23 protein-coding genes are annotated in these 25408 nt (G+C 69.5%); 11 read left to right on the top strand and 12 right to left on the bottom strand.

From position 1 onward, the window contains the following. Positions 1-2: 2 nt before the first annotated feature. Positions 3-797 carry an enoyl-CoA hydratase/isomerase family protein gene (locus AC6CID_RS04025; protein ID WP_220666129.1) on the bottom strand — a complete coding sequence of 265 codons (795 nt, stop codon included), beginning with the start codon at positions 795-797 and terminating at the stop codon, positions 3-5. Further along, entirely contained in the window at positions 794-2308 is a 1515-nt protein-coding gene (locus tag AC6CID_RS04020) for a TLP1 C-terminal extension domain-containing protein (RefSeq protein ID WP_024103218.1), read from the bottom strand. Before AC6CID_RS04020 ends, AC6CID_RS04025 begins: the two co-directional genes overlap by 4 nt. A gap of 101 nt (positions 2309-2409) precedes the next feature. Between AC6CID_RS04020 and AC6CID_RS04015 the strand changes: the two genes are divergently transcribed. From AC6CID_RS04015 to AC6CID_RS03995, 5 genes are all read left to right on the top strand, one after another. Further along, positions 2410-3018: a TetR/AcrR family transcriptional regulator gene (locus tag AC6CID_RS04015; protein WP_024103219.1), complete on the top strand. Its 609-nt coding sequence runs from the start codon at positions 2410-2412 to the stop codon at positions 3016-3018. A 134-nt stretch (positions 3019-3152) separates the two neighbouring features. After that, positions 3153-3635 carry a nuclear transport factor 2 family protein gene (locus tag AC6CID_RS04010; protein WP_024103220.1) on the top strand — a complete coding sequence of 161 codons (483 nt, stop codon included), beginning with the start codon at positions 3153-3155 and terminating at the stop codon, positions 3633-3635. 14 nt (positions 3636-3649) lie between these two features. Next, entirely contained in the window at positions 3650-4084 is a 435-nt protein-coding gene (locus AC6CID_RS04005; protein ID WP_024103221.1) for a VOC family protein, read from the top strand. Positions 4085-4109: 25 nt separating this feature from the next. Then, a complete protein-coding gene (locus tag AC6CID_RS04000) occupies positions 4110-4781 on the top strand; it encodes a pyridoxine/pyridoxamine 5'-phosphate oxidase (protein WP_006553831.1) in 672 nt (223 codons plus the stop codon). Between the two features lie 49 nt (positions 4782-4830). Continuing rightward, complete coding sequence (locus AC6CID_RS03995; RefSeq protein WP_217580072.1) at positions 4831-5871, top strand: enoyl-CoA hydratase/isomerase family protein; 1041 nt, start codon at positions 4831-4833, stop codon at positions 5869-5871. A gap of 34 nt (positions 5872-5905) precedes the next feature. Here AC6CID_RS03995 and AC6CID_RS03990 read toward each other — a convergent pair whose 3' ends face one another. Next, positions 5906-6583, bottom strand: coding sequence for a hypothetical protein (locus AC6CID_RS03990; protein WP_217580071.1), 678 nt, complete (start codon positions 6581-6583; stop codon positions 5906-5908). A gap of 95 nt (positions 6584-6678) precedes the next feature. Beyond that, on the bottom strand, positions 6679-8388 hold the full coding sequence (locus AC6CID_RS03985) for a peptide chain release factor 3 (RefSeq protein WP_498353602.1): 1710 nt from the start codon (positions 8386-8388) through the stop codon (positions 6679-6681). 205 nt (positions 8389-8593) lie between these two features. Here AC6CID_RS03985 and AC6CID_RS03980 point away from each other — a divergent pair, with 205 nt between their 5' ends. Then, positions 8594-10231, top strand: coding sequence for a fatty acyl-AMP ligase (locus AC6CID_RS03980; RefSeq protein WP_006553835.1), 1638 nt, complete (start codon positions 8594-8596; stop codon positions 10229-10231). Positions 10232-10286: 55 nt separating this feature from the next. On the opposite strand, the gene pth is transcribed toward AC6CID_RS03980, so the two are convergent. The 3 genes from pth to AC6CID_RS03965 all read right to left on the bottom strand — a co-directional run bounded on the left by pth (position 10287) and on the right by AC6CID_RS03965 (position 12960). Next, positions 10287-10859: an aminoacyl-tRNA hydrolase gene (pth, locus tag AC6CID_RS03975; protein ID WP_006553836.1), complete on the bottom strand. Its 573-nt coding sequence runs from the start codon at positions 10857-10859 to the stop codon at positions 10287-10289. A 95-nt stretch (positions 10860-10954) separates the two neighbouring features. Then, positions 10955-11563 (bottom strand): 50S ribosomal protein L25/general stress protein Ctc, encoded by a 609-nt coding sequence (locus AC6CID_RS03970; RefSeq protein WP_006553837.1) that lies wholly within the window; start codon positions 11561-11563, stop codon positions 10955-10957. A 218-nt stretch (positions 11564-11781) separates the two neighbouring features. Next, positions 11782-12960, bottom strand: a complete 1179-nt coding sequence (locus AC6CID_RS03965; protein ID WP_498353601.1) for an aminotransferase class V-fold PLP-dependent enzyme — start codon at positions 12958-12960, stop codon at positions 11782-11784. Positions 12961-13114: 154 nt separating this feature from the next. Between AC6CID_RS03965 and egtA the strand changes: the two genes are divergently transcribed. From egtA to AC6CID_RS03940, 5 genes are all read left to right on the top strand, one after another. Next, positions 13115-14344 carry an ergothioneine biosynthesis glutamate--cysteine ligase EgtA gene (egtA, locus tag AC6CID_RS03960; protein ID WP_037216302.1) on the top strand — a complete coding sequence of 410 codons (1230 nt, stop codon included), beginning with the start codon at positions 13115-13117 and terminating at the stop codon, positions 14342-14344. After that, entirely contained in the window at positions 14341-15633 is a 1293-nt protein-coding gene (gene egtB / locus AC6CID_RS03955; protein WP_217580068.1) for an ergothioneine biosynthesis protein EgtB, read from the top strand. Before egtA ends, egtB begins: the two co-directional genes overlap by 4 nt. Next, positions 15626-16375 carry an ergothioneine biosynthesis protein EgtC gene (gene egtC, locus AC6CID_RS03950; RefSeq protein WP_006553841.1) on the top strand — a complete coding sequence of 250 codons (750 nt, stop codon included), beginning with the start codon at positions 15626-15628 and terminating at the stop codon, positions 16373-16375. Before egtB ends, egtC begins: the two co-directional genes overlap by 8 nt. Beyond that, complete coding sequence (gene egtD, locus AC6CID_RS03945; protein ID WP_006553842.1) at positions 16372-17328, top strand: L-histidine N(alpha)-methyltransferase; 957 nt, start codon at positions 16372-16374, stop codon at positions 17326-17328. The genes egtC and egtD overlap by 4 nt, the downstream gene beginning before the upstream one ends. Positions 17329-17392: 64 nt before the next feature. Next, positions 17393-18619, top strand: coding sequence for an MFS transporter (locus tag AC6CID_RS03940; RefSeq protein WP_019288756.1), 1227 nt, complete (start codon positions 17393-17395; stop codon positions 18617-18619). Here AC6CID_RS03940 and AC6CID_RS03935 read toward each other — a convergent pair. The 5 genes from AC6CID_RS03935 to glmU all read right to left on the bottom strand — a co-directional run bounded on the left by AC6CID_RS03935 (position 18588) and on the right by glmU (position 25343). Continuing rightward, positions 18588-21176, bottom strand: a complete 2589-nt coding sequence (locus AC6CID_RS03935; RefSeq protein WP_498353600.1) for a helix-turn-helix transcriptional regulator — start codon at positions 21174-21176, stop codon at positions 18588-18590. The two genes, AC6CID_RS03940 and AC6CID_RS03935, sit on opposite strands and share 32 nt — an antisense overlap. A 220-nt stretch (positions 21177-21396) precedes the next feature. Continuing rightward, positions 21397-22074 carry a hypothetical protein gene (locus AC6CID_RS03930; RefSeq protein ID WP_217580065.1) on the bottom strand — a complete coding sequence of 226 codons (678 nt, stop codon included), beginning with the start codon at positions 22072-22074 and terminating at the stop codon, positions 21397-21399. Between the two features lie 157 nt (positions 22075-22231). After that, entirely contained in the window at positions 22232-22861 is a 630-nt protein-coding gene (locus AC6CID_RS03925; RefSeq protein ID WP_217580064.1) for a DUF2461 domain-containing protein, read from the bottom strand. Between the two features lie 32 nt (positions 22862-22893). Further along, positions 22894-23871: a ribose-phosphate diphosphokinase gene (locus AC6CID_RS03920; protein WP_006553847.1), complete on the bottom strand. Its 978-nt coding sequence runs from the start codon at positions 23869-23871 to the stop codon at positions 22894-22896. After that, entirely contained in the window at positions 23868-25343 is a 1476-nt protein-coding gene (gene glmU, locus AC6CID_RS03915; RefSeq protein ID WP_006553848.1) for a bifunctional UDP-N-acetylglucosamine diphosphorylase/glucosamine-1-phosphate N-acetyltransferase GlmU, read from the bottom strand. Before glmU ends, AC6CID_RS03920 begins: the two co-directional genes overlap by 4 nt. Positions 25344-25408 lie beyond the last annotated feature (65 nt).

The following is a 25408-nucleotide window of genomic DNA, read 5'->3' as shown; positions in this document are numbered from 1 at the left end:
GCCTATTCGCCCTTCCAGACGGGTTCGCGCTTCTGTATGAAGGCCATGACGCCTTCGAGGGTGTCGGCGCTGGTGGTGAGACGTGCGAGGGCTTTGTCGGTGAGTTCCCAGGGCAGGTCCTCGGCGGGGACGTTGCCGTCGATGATGCCGCGGGCGACGGTCTTGCTGGCCTGCACGGCGAGCGGGGCGCCCTTCGCGATGTCGGCGGCGAGAGCGAGAGCGGTGTCGAGGAGCTCGTCCTGTGGGACGACCCGGTTGACGAGGCCCCAGCGCAGCGCGTCGGCGGACGACATCGGCTTGCCCGTCAGGACGAGTTCCATCGCGACGGCGCGGGGGATGGCCTGGCCGATGCGGAACACGCCGCCGGCACCGGCGATCAGGCCGCGGTGCACCTCGGGCAGACCGAATTCGGCGGTTTCGGATGCGACGACGAGATCGCTCGCGAGGGCGAGTTCGGTGCCACCACCGAGCGCGGCGCCGTTGACCGCGGCGATGACGGGCTTGGAGATGTGGTGCTTGACGACACCGGCGAAGCCCCAGTGGGCGGTTTCGGGCGGGGTGACGCCGTCCGGTCCTTTGGTGCCGAGGGCCTCGAGGTCGGCGCCGCCGCAGAAGACGGCGCCGCCTGCGCCGGTGAGCACCACGACGCGCACGTCGCGGTCCTCTTCGGCGCGGTCCCAGGCCTCACCGAGTGCCTGGTGCACGTCGGCGTTGATGCTGTTGGCCGCCTTGGGGCGGTTGATGGTGACGAGCAGGACGTGCTCGCGCTTCTCGACGTGAACGACGGGTTCGCTCACGACCGGTACTCCTCGGGGCACAGGTGTTCGATGCGGGTGACGGTGAGAATGCCGCCGTCGTCGGTGACGTGGACGGTCTCGCCGACGATGTCGGCTCCGGCGGCGAGGACTGCGGCGCCGGTGGCGTCGGTCTGGCCGGAGACACGCCGGCCGTCGGGGGTGAGGCCGACGAGGAAACCGATCGACGGGTTGCCGTCGCGACCGAATTCGGCCGTGGCGGTGACAATCTGGACCTCGCCGCTGTAATCGGTGGCTGTCTCCGGCGCGGACGGCTCGAGCAGCACGTGCTCGGGGTCGCCGACGTAACCGTCGGTGTGCGGCGCGCAGCCGAGGACCACGACGTGCTGGTAGGTCAGGTAGCCACCGTTGCCGTGCACGAGGGCGAGCTCGCCGTCCTGGCGCAGCCGCTTGGCCACCGACACCACCGAGTGCAGCGTGTAGCTGTTGAGCGGGCCGCCGAAGAAGGAGTGGCCGCCGGTCACCGACGGGACGGTGTCGCGGGGGAGGCCGAGCTGCTCGATGAGCAGCTTCGGTACCACGGGGAAGCAGCTGTAGGCGTCGATGATGTCGAAGTCGCCGGGACGCAGGTCGCTCGCCGACAGCGTGCGCCGCAGCGCATCGTCGAGTGCGGCGGAGCGTCCGAAGTCGCCGCGGGCGAGCACGTCCGAGGGCTCGGTCGCGCCGGCGCCGCCCCACACGTAGAGCAGGTGGTCGTCGGGGACACCGAATTCGCGGGCCACGGCGAGCGAGGTGACGACCACGGCAGCGGCCTGGTCGACGAACGGCATCGCGTTGACCATCAGCGGGTACGGGTCGGTGACGAGGCGGTTCTTGCCGGCGATGGTGCGGATGTCGTCGGCGGTGCGGCGCTCGGGGTTCCAGGACGCCGGGTTCTCGGCGGCGAACTCGGAGAAGGCGGCGTACAGCGTCGCCGACCAGTCGAGCGACTTCTCGCGCGAGTGCCCGAGATCGTGGCTGAGCCGGTTCTCGAACAGCGGGTAGACCCGCGTGGGGACGATCATCCCGGCGCGCTGCATCGCGGGGCTGCCGAGGTCCTTGTTGCTGATAGGCGCGGGGCCGCCCGGGGCGGTGGTCCATCCCAGCGTGACCGGATCCGTTCCGGCCTTGTACGAGTTGGTCGCCGAGGCCTGCGCCTCGCCGCCGACGAGCAGCGCGACGGTGCTGGTGCCCGCGGCGATGTCGTGGCCGATGCGATCGAGCAGGGCCGCCGGCCAGTGGCCGCCGATCGGCGTGGTCGACGTGTGCTCGGGCGTCGCGCCGAGACGTTCTGCGAGCAGGCCCGGCAGGTCGTCGTAGTTCCAGCTCGCGGTCTTGATCGCGTGGATGGTGTCGATCCGCGTGGCGAGATCGGCGCCGGAGTCGGCGATCGCGGCGAGGGTGGCCTCGTGGATGAGGTCGAGCGGTTCACGCGGGTCGGCGGGCGCACCGGCACGGCCGGAGCGCAGGTCGCCGACGCCGATCACGACGGGAACCCGAGTGGGGTCGGTCATGGCGTTCCTTCGGTCTGCTCTTGGGGGAGGAGGACGCCGCCAGCTTAATGCGGACGATTTCAGTCTGTAAATCGAGGAGTGGTCTGGCACACTTTCCCGACGTGACCGAAGCACCCGCACCGCGCCGCCGCGGACGCCCCCGCGACGCCGACCTGGAGGACCGCGTGTTCGACGCCGTGCTCGAGGTGTACTCCGAGACGAGCTGGCGTGGTTTCACGCTCGACGCGGTCGGACGACGCGCGCGGGTGGGGCGCGCCGCCCTCTACCGCCGGTGGTCGAGCAAGGACGACCTGCTGGTCCAGGCCCTCGAAGCGCGCAGCCCGCTGCCCGTGCCCATCGACACCGGCGCGCTCCGATCCGATCTCGTCGAACTCGCCCGGCAGCTGTTGCGCGGTTACCGGACCACCCCCGGCCTGGTGAGCCTGCGCGTCGCGCTCGACGCCCGTGCCAACCCCGAACTGCTCGCCCGGCTGATCCACACCCTCAACCGCAGCCGCGTGCTCGCGGCGCGCACGATCGTGCACCGCGCCGTCGAGCGCGGCGAACTCCCCGCCGACACCTCGGCGACGCTGCTGCTCGAAATGGTCACCGGCACCGTGCTCAGTCATGCCCTCTTCGCGTTGGCCACCCCGGACCAGAACGTAGACGACGACTACGCCGAACTCGTCGTCGACGCGACCATCCGCGCGCTGCGTCGTCCCGAGTCGTGACCGGCACGCCCTCCCGTGACCGAATCGCGATCGAATGCTGCCTGGTAACAGTGTGATTCCGGCCGTCTGCGCCGGTCGTCCGGGCTAGCCTGGAATGCGAATACTCGCAGGGGGGCGCCAATGGGAGGCCGACGATGGATGTGCAGGCGGTAGCGGAGATCACGCGGCTCAAATACCGTTATGCGCGAGCGCTCGATACGAAGGACTGGGACGAGCTGGCGAACACCCTCACCCCCGACGCACACGCCGTCTACGGGGAGCATCTCGTTTTCGACTCACGCGACGCCTTCATAGGTTTCCTCGAGAACACGCTGGGAACGCGCTTGATCACGGAGCACACCTGTTCCCATCCCGAGATCGACATCGCCGACGACGGCCGCAGCGCCACCGGGGTGTGGTTGCTGTCCGACACCGTGATCATCCCGGAGGACGGGATGATGTTGCGCGGCTCGGCCTACTATCACGATCGGTACAGCCTCGGCGACGACGGATGCTGGCGGATCAGCCGCACCGGATATCAACGCAACTGGGAGACGGTCACATGCATGGGCGACTCGCCTTCGGTCCGGTTGACGACCAATCGATGGGCGCTGCTGCAGCAACCGAAAGCGTCCTGAGCGGGAACGACGAGATGGTCTCGGAGGGTTCCGGCGATTTTCCCCGTCCGGGGGCGCTGCCCTATCTGACGGTGCCGCGGGCCCACGAGGCGATCGAGTGGTACACCCGGGTCTTCGGAGCCTCGCTGACCGCCGAACCGGTCGTCATGGACGACGGTCGCGTCGGGCACGCCGAACTGCGGTTCCCCAGCGGAATGATCTATCTCGCAGACGAATTCCCCGAACTCGGACTCACGGCGCCGCAGGAAGGGGCGGTCTCGGTGAGCCTGATGCTCGAGGTGGCCGACACCGACACCGTGCTCACCCGCGCCCGTCTGGCCGGCGGTTCGGTCGAGAGGTGGATCAACGAGGCCCACGGTCATCGCAACGCCACCCTGCTCGACCCCTTCGGGCATCGCTGGATGCTCGTCGGCCCGCTGACCGGCAAGCTGCCGCCACCTCGGGAGTGAGCTCCCGAATCGGTACCATGCGGCGATGAGTGAGATCGCGCGTCGCAGTGAGTTTCCCGATACCCGCGGCTGGATCCGGGCCCTGCCCACCCTCACGGCGTCCGCGCCGCCGTTCGCACCGGCCGCGACGCCGCAGGAGACCTTCCTCCGCTGGCTCACCGAGGCGGCCGAGGCCGGCGTCGCCGAGCCGCACGCAGCGACCCTGTCGACCGTCGACCCGTCCGGGACGCCCGACGCGCGCATGCTGCTGATCAAGGACGTCACCGACGACGGCTGGTGGTTCTCCGGCGACGACCGTTCCCCGAAGGGCCGCCAGCTCGACGCGACACCGGCCGCCGCGCTCACCGTGTACTGGCGCGAACTCGGCCGGCAGGTACGCGTGCGCGGACCCGTCCTGGCCGGCCCACCCGAGGTGTGTGCCCGCGACTTCCGGGAACGGTCGGTCTTCGCCCGTGCCGTCGCATCCACGGGACACCAGAGCGAGGTCCTCACCGATTCCGCCGAGTACGACGACCTCGTACGGGAACGCCTGACCGCGCTCGAACACGATCCGGACCTCGTCTCGCCGCACTGGACGGCGTGGTGCGTCGCCGCTGAGGCCGTGGAGTTCTGGCAGGCGGATCCCGGCCGGCGGCACCTGCGGTATCGCTACCGGCGTGCGGGGGACCGGTGGGTCACCGAGGAACTTCATCCGTGACGTGTCGCGTGGCCGGGACGAGTCGCCCGCGACCGGTAGGCTCCCGCCCGTGAACGAGTCCTTCATCCGCACACGCGTCGCCAACGGAGTCGGCGAAGTGCAACTCGACCGTCCCGGTGCGCTCAACGCGCTCGACCGGTCGATGATCCGCGACATCCGCTCGTCGCTTCTCGCCTGGCGCGACGACCCGGCCGTCACGGCCGTGCTCGTCACCAGCACGTCCGACCGCGCGTTCTGCGCCGGTGGCGACGTCAAGCCGGTGCGCGAGCTGGCCCTCGAGGGGTGCTTCGACACCGTCCGCGAGTACTTCGCCGACGAGTACCGCCTCGACGAGCTGGTCGCCACCTACCCGAAGCCGTATCTCGCGGTCCTCAACGGCGTCACGATGGGCGGCGGGCTCGGTATCTCGGTGCACGGCGCGGTGCGCGTCACCACCGAGAAGACCACGATGGCCATGCCCGAGACGGCCATCGGGTTCGTTCCCGACATCGGGTCGAGCCACTTCCTCCCGCGCCTGCGCGGCACCACCGCGCGGTGCGATGCGGTGGGGATGTATCTCGGACTCACCGGCGCCCGCATCGATGCCGGCGACGCGCTGGCCGTCGGCCTGGCCACGCATTACGTGCCCAGTGCCCGCATCGACGACTTCGCCGACCGCATCCGCGCCGGGCAGTGGCGCGACGCCCTCGACGAGTTCGTCGAACCGACCCCCGAATCCTCCCTGGCGCAGCGTTTCCCCGACATCGAGACGGTGTTCGGCGACGGTACGGTGCTCGACATGGTGACCCGCCTCGACAGCCTCGCCGACATCGACGCCGAGTGGGCCGAGCAGACTCGCACGGCCCTGCGGTCGTTGTCGCCGACGAGCGTGTGGGCCACGGCCGAACTGATGCGACGCGGTGCCGAGAGCACGCTCGAAGAATGCTTCGCCCGCGAACTCGACGTCGCCGTGCGCGTCGCTGCGACGCCGGACTTCATCGAAGGTGTACGCGCCGTGCTCGTCGACAAGACCCGCGACCCGCAGTGGTCGCCCGCGACGCTCGAGGACGTCGATCCGGCGGCGATCGCCGCACTGTTCGGCGACGGATAACCCGCGACCTGCCCGTCTCTACCGGGCGTGACCTCTACCGGGCGTGACGCTGCGGTACCTGCAGGTCGACGACGATCGGCTGCCCACCGAGGGTCGCGTGGATCTCGGGCTTCTCGAGTCCACCGGCCAGCAGGTACTCGCCGAGCAGCGTGAGCAGTTCATCGTTGTCCGCTATCGGGTCGCCGTGCGATCCGGTGCTACGCGGGTCGCCGTGCGCTCCGGTGCTACGCGGGTCGCCGTGCGCTCCGGTGCTGCGGGAGTCGCGGGAGGTCAGTTCGTTCTGTGCGAGTCGCGCGGCGATACGCACCGACGCCACGCCCATCGAATTGCGCCGTGACGGGACCGGACCCGGTGCGGTGATCGTGCCCAGGCTCTCGGTGGCCGTCGGGGTCGTCGTGGTGGTGGCGGGCCCACTCGCGGAGCCGTTCGTGCCGGTGCTGCTCACCAGGGTCGTTCCTTCCTCGGAATTGCCGGCGCCCACCCCGCCGGCCGGGTCACCTTCGAGCGACGATGCATCCCCCACGCTCATGCGGTGTGTTCCGGGATCCGGCGTGCTCGTCAGCGGGGTACTGCTCGGAAGAGGAGTGCTCGGCAGCGGGTAGACGAAGGTGCCCGAGCGCTTCGCGCGTCCGGATCGCCTGCTCGTATCCGCCGTCCCACCGGACGACAGGTCCTCACCGGCTGCGGCCGGTACGTCGTCGTTCATCGACACAACTCCTGATTCCACCCGAATACGTCGGATCGACGAAAGGGAAAGTATCAGTAAAATCCGCTGGACGCACCACCCGTCCGGCGTCGCCGGGACGCTCAGTCGGTCGCCGCGACCAACGGTTCGAGAGTCAGCTCCGGCAACTCCTTGAGGATGTACTGCAGCCGCCACTTGTCGCTGACGAGAGCGAGGAGCACGCCGTCCGACCGGGTGAACACCTCCACGCCGCGCTGGCGGTTCAGTTCGTCGGCCGAAGCCACATCGGTGCGACGCGCGAGCGAGTAGCCGAGATGCTCGATCTTCGGGTCGACGTTGTACTCGGCCTTCATCCGCGCCGCGACCACCTCGAACTGCATCGGACCCACGGCCGCCATCACCGGCGACGCGTCGCCGCGGACGTCGTTGCGGAGGATCTGCACGACGCCCTCGGAATCCAGCTGGTCCACGGCCTTGCGGAACTGCTTGTACTTCGAGGCGCTCTCGGCCCGCAGGATCGCGAAGTGCTCGGGCGCGAACGACGGAATGGGCGGGAACTCCACCTTCTTGTCGACGTAGAGGGTATGCCCCGGCGCCAGCGCGGTGGCGTTGACCAGGCCGACGACATCGCCGGGATAGGCGTTCTCCACCGTGGAACGTTCGCGGCCGAAGACCGTCAGCGCGTACTTGGTGGCGAAGGGCTTACCGGTCTGCGCGTGCGTGACGACCATGCCGCGCTCGAACACACCCGAGACGACACGCATGAACGCGAGCCGGTCGCGGTGGGCGGTGTCCATGCCGGCCTGCACCTTGAACACGACGGCGCTGAACGGATCGTCGACCTCGCGAGCGGTCTCGTCGATGGCGAGACGGGCATGCGGTGGCGGTGCGAGCGTGACCAAGGTGTCGAGGATCTGCCGCACACCGAAGTTGAGCATCGCCGACGCGAAGATCACCGGCGAGGTCTGCCCGGCGAGGAACAATTCCTGATCGTGATCCTGGCCGTTGGACGACAGCAGTTCGGACTCCTCGGCGGCCTCGACCCAGGTGTCGCCCTCGAGGGCGAGCGCCTCGGCGGGGGACAGATGCTCCTCGGGCGCGATCTTGGCGCCACCGGCCGTGCGGGTGAACTTGATGTACTCGGCCGCGTCTCCGTCCTCGCCGCGACGCAGCAGACCGCGGAAGTCGCCGGCGATGCCCACGGGCCAGAACAGGGGAGTCGGCATCAGGCCGATGCGCTCGTCGATCTCGTCGAGCAGTTCCAGCGGCGTCCGGCCCGGTCGGTCCCACTTGTTGATGACGGTGACCACGGGGATGCCTCGGTGGCGGCACACCTGGAACAGCTTCAGGGTCTGCGGCTCGAGACCCTTCGCCGCGTCGATGAGCATGACGGCGGCGTCGACGGCGGTGAGGACGCGGTAGGTGTCCTCCGAGAAGTCGGAGTGACCGGGGGTGTCGACGAGATTGACGACGTTGACGACCTCGTCGTCGGTGCCCGCGACGTCCGAGCGGGTGTAGTTGAACTGCAGGGCCGTGGAGCTGACGGAGATGCCGCGGGCCTTCTCCATCTCCATCCAGTCGGAGACCGTCGACTTGCGGCCGGCCTTGCCGTGGACCGCGCCGGCCTCGGAGATGACCTTCGCGTGCAGGGCGAGCGCCTCGGTGAGCGTCGACTTACCGGCGTCGGGGTGGGAGATGACGGCGAAGGTGCGTCTGCGCTCGGCTTCGGCTCTGACCTCCTTCGCGGCCCCGGGCTTCGCTGTGCCGGAGGACTGCGCAGGCTCCGTCGTGCCGGTGGATTGACTGTCGGCCGAAGCGTGCGGGGTGCTCAACGGGAAAAACCTCTCGAAGGGGGCAGGGAGTAGGGGCGCTATCGCCGCCAACTCGTCCATGTTACTCGGCGATTCGGTGTCGATTTCCGCCAGATTCGATCACGTTTCCCCGAGGCCGGCCCATACCGACCACTCGACGGCGCACGCTGATGTGCAACTACCGGATCTTGATCGAGGTCGTGCACCACCGGACGAGGAGCGGGTCGTGAGCAGGTTCACCGAGGAGATGTACGCGACGGCGGAGTCGGACACCGGGGCTCTGGTCACCGGCGAACCGGATACGCCGTTGCGGCAGAACTGGGGAGAGATCCACCGGCAGGCCCGCCGCATGGCCGGCGCACTGGCCGCGGCGGGTATCGGACCCGGCGACGCGGTGGGTGTCCTCGCAGGACAACCGGTGGACATCGCACCGGTCTGCCAGGCCGTGTGGATGCGCGGCGGAAGCGTGACGATGCTGCACCAGCCCACGCCGCGCACCGACCTGCAGATGTGGTCGCGCGACACCGAGGTGGTCCTGCGGATGATCGACGCCCGCGCCGTCGTGCTCGGCGCACCCTTCGAGATCGCGGAGCCGCTGCTGCGCGAGCGGGGCATCTCCGTCGTCACCGTGGAGCGGATGCGGGAGGGGAGGCCCGTCGATCCCGTCGACACGGCGGAGTCCGACATCGTGCTCCAGCAGCTGACGTCCGGGTCCACCGGCTCGCCGAAGGCGGTGCGGATCACGCACGGCAACTTCTACGCCAACGCGACGGCGATGATGGACCGCGTCAAGTTCTCGCTCGACGACGACGTCATGATCAGCTGGCTGCCGCTGTTCCACGACATGGGCATGGTGGCCTTCCTCAGCGTCCCCATGCAGGTGGGCGCCGAGGTCGTGTCGGTCACGCCGCTGGACTTCCTGCGCTCTCCGATCCTGTGGGCGGAGCTGATCAGCAAGTATCACGGAACGCTCACCGCAGCACCGAATTTCGCGTACTCGTTGCTGGCCCGGAAGTTGTCGCAGGCGCCGGACGGCGCGCTCGACCTGTCGTCGATGCGCTGGATGTGGAACGGCGCCGAGCCGGTCGATCCCGACACGATGGAGGCCCTCGCGGAGGCCGGGGAGCGCTTCGGTCTCGACCCGTCCGCCCTCGCGCCCTCCTACGGGATGGCCGAGACCACGCTCGCGGTGTCGGTCCCCGATCCGGGACGCGGGATGGTGCTCGACGTGGTGGACCCCGACCTGCTCGAGGCCGGCGGGATGGCCGTGCCGACCAACCGCACCCACACGCGCCGCATGCCCACCCTCGGCCGTCTCGTGGCCGGTCTCGAGGGCCGGGTCGTCGGCCGTGACGGACAGGTGCTGCCACCCCGCGGCGTGGGCATCATCCAGTTGCGCGGCGAGGCCGTCACGCACGGCTATCTCACCGTGGACGGACCCGTACCCGCGCAGGACGCCGACGGCTGGCTCGACACCGGCGACGTGGGTTACTTCACCGAGGAAGGTCTCGTCGTGGTGTGCGGCCGGGTGAAGGACGTCATCATCATGGGCGGCCGCAACATTTATCCCACCGACATCGAGCGAGCGGCGGGGACCGTCGACGGGGTGCGTCCCGGCAACGCCGTCGCCATCCGGCTCGACGCGGGGGACAAGCGCGAATCGTTCGCGGTGGCCGTGGAGACCAAACTCTTCGACCACCCCGACGAGGTGCGCCGCATCGAACACGACGTCGTGCACGCGGTGGTCGCCGAGGTGGGCGTGCGGCCCCGCACGGTCGCGGTACTCGGTCCCGGCAGCATCCCGAAGACCTCCTCGGGCAAGCTGCGTCGCGGCACCTCGCTGGCACTGCTGACGCGGGCCTGAGCACCGCGCCACGCGACGCCGCTGCGACCGCGCCGGCCTCGGCGGAGGCGGGCGGTCAGTGGATGCGGTTCTGGGCGCCCTCGAGGCCGAGCCTCAGCAGCAGTTCGACGGCGTCGGCGCCTTCCTCGCACCACACGTCGAGCTCCTTGCGTTCGGTCGCCGAGAACGGCTTGAGCACGAAGTCGGCGGGATCCTGGCGGCCGGGAGGGCGGCCGATGCCCATCCGGACCCGCAGGTAGTCCTTGGTGCCGAGCGCCGACGAGGTCGACCGCAGGCCGTTGTGCCCGTTCTCGCCACCGCCGAGCTTGAGCCGAATCGTGCCGAAGTCCAGGTCGAGTTCGTCGTGTAGGACGATCACGTTCGAGGGATCGACCGAGAAGAACTTGGCCAGGGAGGCGACCGGACCGCCGGACAGGTTCATGTAGGTGCGCGGCTTCGCGATGATCACCTGCCGCCCGTCGAGCCGGGCCTGCACGATGTCGGCGTTGCTGCGCTTGTGCGCGGAGAACTTGCCGCCGACGCGTCCGGCCAGCACGTCGGCCACCATGAATCCGATGTTGTGCCGGGTGTTCTCGTACTTCGGGCCGGGGTTGCCGAGACCGACCACGAGCGCGGCGTCGTCGCCCACGAACTGATCCTTCCGTGCATTCGAACGACGTGCGGCGCGCCACCCCGAAGGGATGACGCGCCGCACGAGTGACTTCACAGGGAGCCGGTGAAGGCTCAGGCCTCCTCGGAGGCCTCTTCTGCGGTCTCTTCGCCCTCGGCGCCTTCCAGGGCGTCGGCGGAGGGAGCCTCGACGATGTTCACGAGCAGCAGCTCGGGATCGTCCTGCAGGGTCGCGCCGGCGGGCAGCTCGACGCCACCGGCCAGGATCTGGGTGCCGGCCTCGGCGCCCTCGATCGAGACGGTGATCTCCTCGGGGATGTTCAGGGCGTCGGCCTCGAGCTTGATCGTGTTGACCTCGTTGACCACCAGCGTGCCGGAGCCGGCCTCACCGGAGAGGACGACGGGCACCTCGACGGTGACCTTCTCGCCCTTCTTCACGACGAGCAGGTCGGCGTGCTCGATGTAGCGACGGATGGGGTGGACGACGACCGACTTGGTCAGCGCGAGCTGATCCTCGCCGTCGACGTCGAGGGTGAGGATGGCGTTGGTGCCGTGGTTACGCAGCACGGCTGCGAACTCGAGGTCGGGGAGGGCGAGGTGCCGGGGCTCGGTGCCGTGGCCGTAGAGGACGGCGGGGACCTGGCCGGCGCGACGGGCGCGGCGTGCGGCACCCTTGCCGAACTCGGTGCGGACGCTGGCTACGAGACGATTCTCGTCGGACATGATGTGACGGCTCCTACGCTGGTGGCACTTGGTGGTCGGGTGTTCTCGAACGAACGGATCCGACACGTGCGACCGGGGAGCACATTGCTTCCGTCGCAGCCGCGTCGATCACGGTGATCCAGCGATATTGCGGTTCACCCTCGCCGAGACAACTCGAACCACTTTACCGGACGACGTCGATCAGGGACAAACAGCCCTGTCGTCGACGCGCGTGAGCTTCACGACCGGGCGATGTCGTGCACCGAGGCGAGGAACCTGTCGACGTCGGCGGGGGAGACGAAGTAGTGCGGCGACGCCCGCACCACCGACTGCAGGTCGCGCGAGGTCATGTCCAGCAGCGTCGAACTGCGGCTGCTGACCGTGACCGTCACGGACCGCTCGGCCAGGGCGTCGCGGACCTCCCGCGGGTCGCGGCCGTCCACGGTGAACGAGACGATGCCGCTGCGCTGCTCGCCGAGGTCGGTGACGGTGACGCCGTCGATGCCCGCGAGCCCCTCGCGCACGTGCCCGGCCCGGTAGGCCACCGCCTCGGCCACGGCGTCGACACCCAGATCGAGGAGATAGTCCACGGCCGCGCCGAGCCCGAGCCGGGCCGCCACTCCGGCCTCCCACATCTCGAAGCGGGTGGCGTCCGGAGCGAGTTCGTAGCTGTCGGCCGAGGTCCACGAGGCGCTGTGCAGGTCGAGAACGGCCGGTTCGAGTTCGCTCACCAGGCGCGGCCGAACGTAGAGGAAACCGGTGCCGCGCGGCCCGCGGAGCCACTTGCGCCCGGTGCCCGACAGTGCGTCGACGTCGAGTTCGGGCACGCTCACCGGCAGCTGCCCCACCGACTGGCACGCGTCGAGCAGCACGAGCGCCCCGACCGCGTGCGCGGCGTCGGCGATCTCCCGCACCGGGTTGACGAGCCCGCCGTTGGTGGGGGCGTGCACGACGGACACCAGCCGCACCCGTTCGTCGAGCATCCCCTCGAGCGCCTCGACGTCGACGCGGCCGGACGGATCGGACGGAACGGCCTCGACGGTGGCGCCGGTCGCCCGCGCGCGCTGCAGCGCGGCGATCGCGTTTGCGGCGTATTCGGCCTGAGAGATCAGGATGCGGTCGCCGGGTCGCAGCGGCACCGCGTAGAAGAAGGACGTCCACGCCCGCGAGGCGCCGTCGGACAGCGCGAGGGAGGTCTCCGGCACGTCGAACAGGCGGCCGAGCGAGGTCTTCACGGCCGTCAGGTCGTCGAGCCGTTCGTCGGCCGCCACGTACCCGCCGATCTCGGCCTCGCGGCGCAGGTGCGCGAGCATCGTCTCGAGCACCGGTGCCGGGGGCAGCGACGAGCCGGCGCTGTCGAGGAAGACCCGATCGAAGCATCCCGGTGTGTCGCGTCGGGCCGCCTGGAGGTCCAGCACGGGCCGCTCACCTCCTCCGTCGTCCGTATCGTCGGGGTCGAGCCTGCCCGGTGGAGTGCGTTCGCGCACGCACCGGTGCGTTATCCGCGCGTCGTGTCCCCCGGCGGGTTAGTCTCGACCGCAGACCTGGCGCACCGGCCGAGGGGGTGGACGAATGGCAATGGCAGTCGATGCCGCAGCCTCCCGTGCCCGCAAGGACCTCGGCTCCCGAGCAGCAGCGGAGGACCACGTCCGCAGCAGGGCATTCCGGCTGGGAATCCCCAGGCTGATCGGGGTCGAGCTCGAATGGCTCACCGCGCGGGCCGACGGCACCGAATCGCGTCCCGAACTCACGAGGCTCGTCGAGGCCCTCGGGCCCCACGCGCCGCGCACGGTAGCGCCGTCGTCGTCGGCCCGTCCCCTGCCGTCGGGCAGCGCGGTCAGCGTCGAGCCGGGTGGTCAGATCGAGCTGTCGAGCGTGCCGTGCACTTCGGCACGGCAGGTGTGCGATCGGCTCACGGCCGACCTCCGCATGCTCCGGGCGTTGCTGGCCCGCCGGTCGGTGACCATGCTCGACCGCGCCGCCGACGAGGTGCGGCCTCCCCACCGTCTGCTGCGCACCCCGCGCTACGGAGCGATGGAACTCCGCTACGACCGGATCGGCCCGATGGGCCGGTTGATGATGAACAGCACTGCGTCCATACAGGTTTCCGTCGACGCGGGACGCGACGAGGCAGAGGTGGTGCAGCGCTGGGAGTTGCTCCACGCCATCGGCCCGGCGATGATCGCGGCCTTCGCGTGCTCGCCCCGGCTGCGAGGTGCTCCGGAGGGCGACTGGGCGTCGCAGCGGATGCGCACGTGGCTCGAACTCGATCCCGCCCTCGGTCACGTCGACCATCCCGCCGACTACCCCGCGTGGGTGCTCGACGCACCGCTGACCTGCGTGCGTTCGGAAATGCCCGAATGGTACGCACCGCCCGGCGCCACCTTCGCGGCGTGGCTCGCGGGCGAGCTCGACGCCGACATCCACCGTCGACCCACCATCGACGACCTCGACTACCACATGACGACGCTGTTCCCGCCTGTTCGTCCGTGCGGGCATCTCGAGGTGCGTTATCTCGACGCCCAGCCGGCCGAGTCGTGGCAGGTGCCCGTCGCGGCTCTCGAGGCGTTGCTGTCGGCGCCCGAGGTCTCCGCGGAGGCGTGCGCGATCGCCGCGCCGGTGCGCGACCAGTGGTCCGAGGCGGCCCGCGTCGGTCTCGCCTCGCTCGAATTGCGTGCTGCCGCGGCGGGTTTGCTCTCGCTCGCGGCGGAGTCCTCCCGCGACATGCGGTTCACCGCGGCGCTCGACGCGGCCGCGGCACGGTGCCTGCGCGGTCTGGCGCCGGGTGAGGAGGTGCGGTGACACCTGCTCGTGTTGCGCTCAGGCGGCACCTCGAGCGGGCGCGTGCCCGCACCGAGGTACTCGCCTCCGTGCCGGAACAGGATCTCACCGCACAACATTCGCCGTTGATGAGCCCGCTGGTGTGGGATCTCGCGCACATCGCCAACCAGGAGGAGCGCTGGCTCGTGCGGGTCGCGGGCAGGCGCCCTGCGGTTCGCGGCGACATCGACGATCTCTACGACGCGTTCCGGCATCCCCGCGCGACCCGCACGGGGCTGCCACTGCTCGACCCCGACGCCGCCCGCCGTTACGCGCGTGCCGTCCGCGAGCTCACCTGGGATGTGCTCGAAGACAGTGCATTCGACGACGATCTGACCCGCGAGGGTTTCGTATTCGCGATGGTCGCGCAGCACGAACAGCAGCACGGCGAGACGATGCTCGCGACGCACCAGTTACGGCAGGGTCCACCCTTGCTCGACGCGCCGGAAGCGCCGCGCACCGGAACCGTCCGCGACACCGAACGTGTCCGGATCCCCGCCGGCGCATTCGAGATGGGCACGTCCACCGATCCGTGGGCCCTCGACAACGAGCGCCCGGCACACGTCGTCGAGGTGCCGGAGTTCGAACTCGACGCGGTGCCCGTCACCAACCGCCGTTACCTCGGGTTCGTCGAGGACGGCGGTTACGAGCGGCCCGAACTGTGGAGCGAGGCAGGTTGGCAGCACCGCCTCGACGCCCGTCTCGAGGCCCCGCAGTTCTGGAGTCGCGACGAAACCGGATGGAGCCGAACGGCCTTCGGCCGCACGATGCCGCTGCACCCGGACGAGCCGGTCGTGCACGTGTGCTTCCACGAGGCGGAGGCGTTCGCCCGCTGGGCCGGTGGACGTCTTCCGACCGAGGCCGAATGGGAGAAGGCGGCACGCTGGGATCCGGCCACCGGGCTCAGCCGCCGATTCCCGTGGGGCGACGAGGATCCCGGTCCCGAGCACGCGAATCTCGGTCAGCGTCATCTCGGTCCCGCCGTCGTCGGCGCGTATCCGCAGGGAGCGTCACCGCTCGGGGTGCACCAGCTGATCGGCGACGTCTGGGAGTGGACGTCCACACCGTTCACCGGTTATCCGGGCTTCCGCGCGTTCCCGTACCGCGAGTACTCGGAGGTCTTCTTCGGCGACGGACACCGGGTTCTGCGCGGAGGCTCGTTCGGAACCGACGAGGTCGCGTGCCGCGGAACCTTCCGCAACTGGGATCTGCCGATCCGCCGTCAGATCTTCTCCGGGCTCCGCGTCGCGTACGGGACGGGCGATGTGTAGACATCTGGCGTACATCGGGCCGGAGACGAACGTCGCGGCACTGCTGTCCACCGGAACCAACTCGCTGCTCCGCCAGTCGTGGGCGCCCACCGACATGCGTGGGGGAGGCACGATCAACGCCGACGGATTCGGTGTCGGATGGTGGAGTGCCGAGGGCACCTTCGGGCGCTACCGGTCGGCGTTGCCGATCTGGTCCGATCCCTTCGTCGGTGAAGGCCTGACGTCGATACGGTCGCGCACCGTCGTCGCCGCGACCCGCTCGGCCACCGAGGGGATGCCCGTCGAACGGTCGGCGGCCGCGCCCTTCTCCGACGACCGGTGGGCGTTCAGTCTCAACGGTGTCGTCCGGGGCTGGCCGGGATCGCTCGTCACCCTCGCCGGCGCGCTTCCCGTCGCCGAACTGCTGCAGCTCGAATCACCGACCGATGCTGCCACGCTGTGGCTCCTGCTCCAGTCGCGTCTGCGCTCGGCCGATCCCGAGCCGGCGCTGATCTCACTCGTCCACGACGTGCTGGAACTCGCACCGGAATCACGGTTGAACATGTTGCTGTGCAACGAATCCGGGATCTGGGCCACCGCCTGGTACCACTCGCTGTGGACGTTCGTCGACGAGCAGGTCGCGATCGTGGCGTCCGAACCGTTCGACGACGACAGCCGCTGGAAACCCGTACCCGACCGGCATCTCGTCGCCGCGATGCCGGGCAAACTCATCGTCTCACCACTGGAGGTCGGTTCACCGTGATCGTCGACGTGCATCTGCGCCCCGAGGACCTCGACGCCAAACTGCGCGAGGACGCACGGCGCGGACTCACGTCCGATCCCAAGTACCTGTCGCCGACCTGGCTGTACGACGCGCGGGGCAGCGAACTGTTCGACGAGATCACGCGACTGCCCGAGTACTATCCGACACGCACCGAATTCGCACTGCTGCGACAGCACGCCGCCGACTTCGCCGATGCCGCCCGCCCCGAGATGCTCGTCGAACTCGGCTCCGGGTCGTCCGAGAAGACGCACGTGCTGCTCGACGCCCTCGAACCGTATCTCCACACCTACGTGCCGCAGGACGTCTCCGAACCGGCGTTGCGGTCGGCCGTCACCCGGCTGGCGGCGGAGTATCCGAACCTGACGGTGCACGGGGTTGTCGGCGACTTCACCGATTCGCTCACGCATCTGCCGGCCGGCGGGAAACGCGCGATCGCGTTCCTCGGCGGCACGATCGGCAATCTCGTCCCGAGCGAACGCGCACAGTTCCTCGCCGGGACGGCCGCGATCCTCCATCCCGGCGAGTGGCTGCTCCTCGGCGCCGGTCTCGTCATCGACCGCGACACCCTGATCGCCGCCTACGACGACGCGGCCGGCGTGACGGCGGAGTTCGACCGGAACGTCCTGCGGGTGCTCAACGACCGGCTCGGCGCCGACTTCGATCCCGCCCGGTTCGTGCACCGCGCCGTCTGGGACCCGGAGAACGAGTGGATCGAGATGCGCCTCGAGGCGACCGAGGCGATGGACGTGACGATCCCGGGCCTCGACCTGCAGATCTCCTTCGCCGAGGGTGAGCAGATCCGGACCGAGATCTCCGCGAAGTTCCGCCTCGTCGGAATCTCGCAGGAACTCGCCGACGCGGGATTCGTGGTCCGGCACGAATGGGTGGATCCGGACGGACGGTTCGTCCTGCTCGCCGCATCCCGGGAGTAGTCCTCGAAAGGCGGCCGACGAGCCGATTCGACTTCCGCCGCGCCCACACGGGACGCTGGAGGACATGGCGTCCTCCCGTCCCGTCCTGACGACCCCGGTCCTGTTGCTCATGGCCGTGGCGACGGGTCTGTGCGTGGGTGGCAACTACTTCAACCAGCCGCTGCTCGACTCGATCGCCGAAGCACTGGACACCTCCCGATCGGCCGCCGCCTCTACCGTGACGGTCGCGCAGGTCGCCTATGCTCTCGGCCTGCTGTTCCTCGTGCCGCTCGGCGACATGTTCCCGCAGCGGCGGCTGGCGGTGATGCTCATGCTGGCCGCGGCGGCGGGGCAGGGGCTGAGCGGATTCGCGCCGAACATCGGGGTGCTCGTGGTGGGCACCGCTGTCGCCGGTCTGTTCTCGGTGGCCGCGCAGGTGCTGGTGCCGTTCGCGGCGACCCTCGCGACGCCGGAATCGAGGGGTCGCGCGGTCGGCACCGTGATGAGCGGGCTGCTCGTCGGGATCCTCGTGGCCCGGAGCGTCGCGGGCATCCTCGCCGAACTCGGCGACAGTTGGACGACGGTCTACCGGGTGAGCGCGGTCGCGATGGTGATCGTGGCGCTCGCGTTGTGGCGGGTGCTGCCGGCGACGCCACCGGTGGTCCGTCAGGGTTACGGCAGCACGCTGCGATCACTCGGGACGTTGATCGTCACGCATCCTCGCCTGCGCACCCGGACCCTGCTCGGCGGGCTGGGTTTCGCGTCGGTGGGCGCGCTGTTCTCGACGATGGCGTTTCTGCTGTCCGACCCGCCCTTCGGCCTCGACGACCTGCAGATCGGGCTCGTCGGGCTGGCCGGGGTGGCCGGTGCGTTCGCCGCGACCGCGGCGGGCCGGCTCGTCGACCGCGGTTACGGACCGCCGACGACGGCGGTGGGAGTGTTCACGCTGATCGCGTCGTGGGCGGCGCTCGCGGCGGGTGCGAGCTCGCTGGTGTGGTTCGTCGTCGGGATGCTCGTCGTCGACCTCGCGCTCAACCTCGTGCACATCACCAACCAGAACATCGTGTACGCCCTCGACCCCGACGCCCGCTCGCGCGTCAATTCCGTCTACATGACGGGCTACTTCATCGGTGCGGCGTCCGGTTCGGCGCTCGGCACGATGGCGTGGAGCGCCGGCGGGTGGACCGCGGTGTGTGTGCTCGGTGTCGGACTGGCGGCGCTCGCGGGTGTCGTGTGGGCGCTCGATCTTCGGCTCACCGCCCGGATGCGTGCGCGTTCGGCTACAGCGACCGGCGGACCGGCAGCAGCCTGAGATCGCGCGCCCGGCCGATGGCTTCCACCCGCGTGTGCACGCCGAGCTTGCGGTAGATGCTGCGCAACTGGGTCTTGATCGTGTTGTGCGAGACGAACAACTTCTTCGCGATGTCGGCGTGCGTCGATCCCAGCGCCAGCAACTCCAGCACGTCTGTCTCCCGCCGGGACAGTTCGACATGGGTGACCGGTTCGGTGAAGACGGACCCGATCGCCTCGTCCGGGACGGTGAGACCGCCGGGCTCCGCGAGACGCCCGGCGACACCCTCGGCCAGAGTGGTGAAGGCGCGGCGGTTGCCGAGGGCCTCGGCGAGCGTGCAGGCCCGCTGCCAGCTGCGGACCGCGGCGTCCTTCTTGTCGAGATCGAGGTGGGCGCTCGCCTCGATGAGCAACGCCTCGACATGTGCGCGCGGGAAGCCGCACTCCGTCCACGGAACACGCTTGAGCTTCTTGAGCGCGATCTCCGGATGACCGGTGAACAGTTCGACACGCGCGTTCGTCACCACGAGCATCGGATGGGTCTGCGGCGACTCCTCGGCGAGGGCGCGCGCGAGGTTGCCGTTGCCGAGCGCCAGCTGCAGGTCGATCTCGGCGGCCCCGAGCAGGATGCGCGAGAACGCGCCGCGGTCGAACAGATCGTGGTGTGAAGCGATGAGCCGGTGCAGTTCGGTGAGTCCGTCGTAGGCGTTGCCCGCCGCCAGGTTGTAGTAGGCCCGGCCGTAGGCGACGAATCCCCAGAGTTCCTCCGAAACCCGCGGGACACCGAGCTCGTCGAGATATCCGACGGCACGGTCGAGCTCGAGCGAGTCGAGGTGGACGAGCGCGGACGCCACGCGACCACCCACCTTGACCATCTCGCCCCAGCGACCCTCGGTGGGCTCGGCGTTGCTCTCGATGCGCAGCCATTCCCGGGCGCGCGGATTGTCGCCCGTCACCGCCCAGTTCAGCGCCGAGCTGCCCGCGGCGTTCTGGATGACGAAGGCGATGTTCACGGCGTACGCACCGCGGTAGGCGCGGCGGAAGACGGTGGTGGACTCGGTCAGATATCCGGCGAGCTGGAGCGTGATCGCCCACTGCACGCGCAGCAGCGGCAGTTGCGGACCGAGATCGTCGGGCCGGTGTTCGAGGATCGAATCGACGAGCGGACGCAACAGCAGCGTCAACCGCGCGGCCTCACCGAATTCGCCCGAGACCCGCAGGGTCAGGGTCTGCACCGTCGCGACGTAGAGGGCCTGCGCGGCGCCGGGTGTCTTCCCGAGCTCGGTGAGTTCGTCGGGATCCGCGGGCAGGGAGGCGTGCAGGATCGAATGTTCGTCGAGCATCTGTGTGAACAGCGCGCGACCTGCCTGGACCGACGGATGGTCGCCGAGCTCCTGGTCGGGGATCTGCCGAAGCACCTTGACGAGAACGTCGAAAGAACTGTCGACCATGCGCGCCCAGGATTCCTCGACGATCGCCACGGCGGTCTCCCAGTCGCCGGCCTCGACGGCATAGATCGACGCCTCGGCGGGCCTGCCGGCGTCGCGATGGGCCCGGGCGAGTTCGACGAGCAGGGCGTCGACACGTCCGGGTTGCTCTCGGCGGGAGATGTCGAGCACGCACGAGCGGACGGCGTCGGGCCACCGCCACGTCCGGGGATCGTCGAAGGGCGAATCCATCACGAGGCCGGCCGCGGCGAGCGTCGCGAGTGCGGCCTCGGGGTCCGCCGCGCCCGTCAGTTCGGCCGCCCGCTCGGCGGTGACGCTGTGGGCAGCGGCGACCGAGAACGCGAACTCGCGGTGCGCGTCGTCGAGTTCGTCGAGCCGGCTCTCCACATACGTCCGCACGAGGCGGGCCAAGGCCGGGGTCGGCAGTCCACGGGAGTCGATCAGGCGCTGGGGCCGGCTCCGGGCGACGGCCGCGGCCGCCGAGACCAGGGTGGGCACACCACCGAGCACGCGACACACGACCTCGCACTCGCTGTCGGAGCGCTCCGGTCCGGCGTCGCGCAACAGCGTCGTCGTCTCCTCGATGGTGAACGCGAGATCGGCCGCCGGGACGTACGTGGAGTCGATCCCGCGGAGGACGACCTCGGTCATGTCGGTGCTGTTTCCCGGCAGGCAGACGATCGCATCGAGCAGGGGGCACCGGTCGAGCAGCCGAAGGGTTGCTTCGAGCACCTCGGCCGAGTTCTGCGGCGACACACAGGCGAGCACGAGCAGGCAGGGCGACCCCAGATCGCGGAAGGTACGGACCACGCGCTCGAACGGGGAATCGTCGGGACCGTCGCCGGCGACCTCGACGGCCGGGTGATCGGCGAGGACCGCGAGCACATGCTCGGGCAGGTCGCCGTCGCCGGACGCCGTGAGTTCGGGAACCCAGACGATCGTGTGGTCGGGTGCGCCGCCCCGATGGAGCCATCCCGCGACGAGCGTCCGCTTGCCGAAACCCGGGGGAGCGTCGCTCACCGTCAGCGTGGAGCACCGGTCGAGACACGCGAACAATCGGGGTCGCGCCAGAGCCGAGGACAAGGAACGCCACGCGGGTGCACCGACGCGAGAGGAGTCGGAAACACTCACGCGCACTCCTTCGGAAGGCTTCAGCCCGGATCTGCACAGGCGGGAAGGCCCGAGCAGTGCCCCCGACAGGCTCTTGGTCGATCACAGACTACCTGGTCCGTTGTCGTGAGGTGCGGTAACGACAACCGTCGTGACGTGCGGTAACGACGGCAGCCCCGGCACCGGACCGTCGAGCGGACTCGACGGAGCGGGACGGGGCTGCGGTGGTGTGAGCCGGCGACTAGCTGCCGGATGCGCTCAGACGTGCCTTCTCGAGTGCGGCGAGGGTACGCAGGATCGTCGCCTTCTGCTTCTCCAGATCGCTGCGGCGGGCGCGGGCGGCGAGGCCGTTCTGCTCGGCGACGAGCGCGAGCTGCGCGTCGATCGCGGAGAGCTGATCGAGCAGCGCGAGGGCCCGGGTCTGGATCTCCTCGACGTCCACGGCGCCCGTCCGGACCGGAGCCGCGGACTTCGCCGGCTTGGCCGAAGCGGACGAGCTGCGGGTCGCGGAGGCCGGACGCGTCGACGTCTGCGCGGAGGAACCGGTGTGGCCCTCCGTGATCGCGGCGGCGCGGGGACGCAAGGTCTTGCGCACGAGCGCCGGGTCGGGCTGCTCGGCGAGACGGATGTCGTTGAGGGCGCGGCGGGCCTCGCGGGCGGCGAGGCGGTGCTCGTATTCCTCCTCGTCGTCGGACTGCAGGGTGCCGCCGATGGGGCGCAGGCCGTACATGCCCATGAACTTGCGGGCCTCGTCGATGACGGCTTCGTGCTTACGGCATGTGGCACAGCGAGGTTCGTTGCGGAAGACCTCGACAGAGTCGGTGTCGCCGCACCAGACGCACGCACCCGGCGACCATCGTCGGACCGTTCGGATTGTCGCGTTTTCCGTAGGGGCTTCGAGAGTTTGCGCGTCGGTCACGAGGTGCCACTTTAGGTGAAAGCCGAGTTACGCAGGGGAGGGGGGTCTCGCACGACCTGCGACGATTTCACGCGGCGTGACGAAGATCATCCCCGTCCCGGCGCGTCCTTCAAACCATTGCGCCACACAGCATTTCCATACCACCCGGTCTGCCGGATCACGTTGTGGTAGCAGCGGTGAGCCAGCGCACCAGCGGCCGGAACTCACGCCACGCCGAACGCACCTCCTCGAGGGTGCGCGGACTGTCGATCCACGGCGGGGAGATCTCGGTGCGACCGGCCCACAGCGACCGGTGACGCATGAGTTCGATGCGGGGATGATCGACGTCCACGCCGCGCGGCCGGGACTTCAACCGGTCGCCGCCGATCTCGTATCCCGCGCGTTCGAGCTTGCGCACGATCCTCCCGAGCTCGGGGCCGCGACGGTCGTGATCGACCCCGGTCCGGTAACCGGCGATCTGATCGGACGAGCCGTGGAACAGGCCGGCGGCGACCCGCAATCCGGCGGCGTTGATCTCGACGTAGTAGCCGACGCTCTGCGCGACGGAGGCGAATCCGCCCTGGTGGGTCTTGTACGGCAGCTTGTCTTTGCTGAACCGCACGTCGCGGTACGGGCGGAAGGCCTTGCCCTCCCCGAACTCCTCCTCGAGTTCCGCAAGTAGGGCAAGTATCGGGCCGCGCACGCAGTCGTCGTAGACGGCCTTGTGCGCGGCCCAGAATGCTTTGCTGTTGTCGGCCTCGAGATCGTCGTAGAAGTCGAGGGCCGCGACGGGAAATCCGGTGAACACCGGACAAGTCTGCCCCGTCGTCGAGCGGAAGGTCAGGCGACCCCGTTGAACAGCGAGGTGACCGAGCCGTTCTCGAAGACCTCGCGGATCGTCTGCGCGAGCAGCGGAGCGATCGACAGCACGGTGAGGCAGTCGAACTGCTTCTCCGGCGGGATCGGCAGCGTGTTGGTGACGATGACCTCCTTGGCGCCGCACGAAGCGAGGCGCTCGGCGGCCGGGTCGGAGAGCACACCGTGGGTGGCGGCGATGATGACGTCGCCCGCGCCGGCCTCCTTGAGGATCTTCACGGCGCCGGCGATGGTGCCACCGGTGTCGATCATGTCGTCGATCAGGATGCAGGTGCGGCCGTCGACCTCACCGACCACGCGGTTCGACTTGACCTGGTTGGGCACCAGCGGGTCGCGGGTCTTGTGGATGAACGCCAGCGGCGCGCCACCGAGGGTGTCGGCCCACTTCTCGGCCACCCGCACGCGACCGGAGTCGGGGGAGACCACGGCGATGTTCTCGACGCCGTACTTGCCGCGGATGTACTCGGCGAGCTGGCCCTGTGCGTGCATGTGGTCGACCGGACCGTCGAAGAAGCCCTGGATCTGATCGGTGTGCAGGTCGACCGTGATGATGCGGTCGGCGCCGGCGGTCTTGAGCAGATCGGCGATCAGGCGGGCGGAGATGGGCTCGCGGCCGCGGTGCTTCTTGTCCTGACGGGCGTAGGGGTAGAACGGCAGGATCGCGGTGATGCGCTTGGCCGAACCACGCTTGAGCGCGTCGATCATGATGAGCTGCTCCATGACCCACTGGTTCAGCGGGAACGGATGGCTCTGCAGCACGAAGGCATCCGAACCGCGCACCGACTCCTCGAAACGCACGAACGTCTCACCGTTCGCGAAGTCCCGTGCCGTCTGCGGGGTGAGGGGGACGCCCAGTTCCTTCGCGACCTGCTCTGCCAGCTCGGGATGGGCCCGGCCGGAGAAGAGCATCAAGTTCTTCTGGTTGTCGATCCAATTGGTCACTGGTTCTGGCCGTCCTTCTGGCGATCGTGGTCGTGCGGCTGCTGTGCTCTCGATGCTGCCTCGGCAGCGGGGGTACCGGCGCGATTTCGCTGGACCCACCCGTCAATATTGCGCTGTGGCGTACCCGACACCGCCAGCGCCCCCGGAGGAACGTCGCGACGGAGTACTGTTCCGGCGCCCGTGTAGGCGCCGTCGCCCACCGTGAGGGGAGCGACGAACATAGTGTCCGACCCGGTCCGGACGTGCGATCCGACGACCGTGCGGTACTTCTTCACCCCGTCGTAGTTGACGAACACGCTCGATGCCCCGATGTTGGAGTGCTCGCCGATCTCCGCGTCGCCGACATAAGTGAGGTGGGGGACCTTCGAATGCGCTCCGATCTGCGCGTTCTTCGTCTCGACGAAGGCGCCGAGCTTGCCGCACGCGCCGAGTTCGGTGCCGGGGCGCAGGTAGGTGAACGGGCCGACGGTGGCCTCCGCGCCGATCACGGCGTCGGAGCCGTGGGTGCGCATCACGGTGGCGCCGGCGCCGACCTGCACGTCGGTCAGCGTCGTGTCGGGGCCGACCTCCGCGTCGTCGGCGATCACCGTGCGGCCGCGCAACTGCACACCCGGGTGGATGGTGACGTCGGCCCCGAGCACGACGTCGACGTCGATCCACGTCGAAGCCGGGTCGATCACCGTGACACCCTCGCGCATCCAGTGCTCGAGCAGGCGCCGGTTGAGTTCGGTGGTCAGTGCGGCGAGCTGGACGCGGTCGTTGACGCCGGAGACCTGCACGGCGTCGTCGGTGTGGAGTCCGCGGACGGTGTGGCCCTCGTTGCGGGCGATCTTCACGACGTCGGTCAGGTACAGCTCGCCCTGCGAGTTGTCGGCGCTCAGCTTGCCGAGCGCGGATCGCAGCGCGGCCGCGTCGAAGGCGTACACGCCCGTGTTGATCTCCTGGATCGCGCGCTGCGTCGGCGAGGCGTCCTTCTCCTCGACGATCCCGGCGACGTCGCCGTCGGTGGTGCGCACGATGCGTCCGTAGCCGGTCGGCTCGGACACCGTCGTGGTGAGGACGGTGACGGCGGCAGGTTCGGTGTCGAGGTGTGCGTCGAGCAGTTCCTGCAGGGTGTCGGAGCGGAGCAGCGGGACGTCGCCGGCGGTGACGACGACCGTGCCGTCGAAGTCGTCGGGGAGGGCGCCGAGGCCGCACTCCACGGCGTGGCCGGTGCCGAGCTGTTCCTCCTGGACGGTCACCCGGATCTCGCGGTCGAGATCCGCGGCGACGGCGCTCACCTCGGCGGAGACCTCCTCGCGGCGGTGCCCGACGACGGTGACGAGATGGGCGGGTCCGAGTGCGGCGGCGGCGTACAGGGAGTGAGCGAGCATCGTGCGTCCACCGAGGGTGTGCAACACCTTCGGTGTCTTCGACCGCATCCTTGTTCCTGCTCCGGCTGCCAGCACGACGATCGCGGTCTGCACCTGCATGTAGCTCCCTCGACACGTTTCTGTACGCCGGTCCGTGCGTACACCGGGGAAGCGCTGAGGCTCCC

This window comes from Rhodococcus sp. GQ147, from assembly GCF_059759155.1.
Note: the sequence above shows the minus strand (reverse complement) of the source record. Positions and strands in the feature narration are given on the sequence as shown.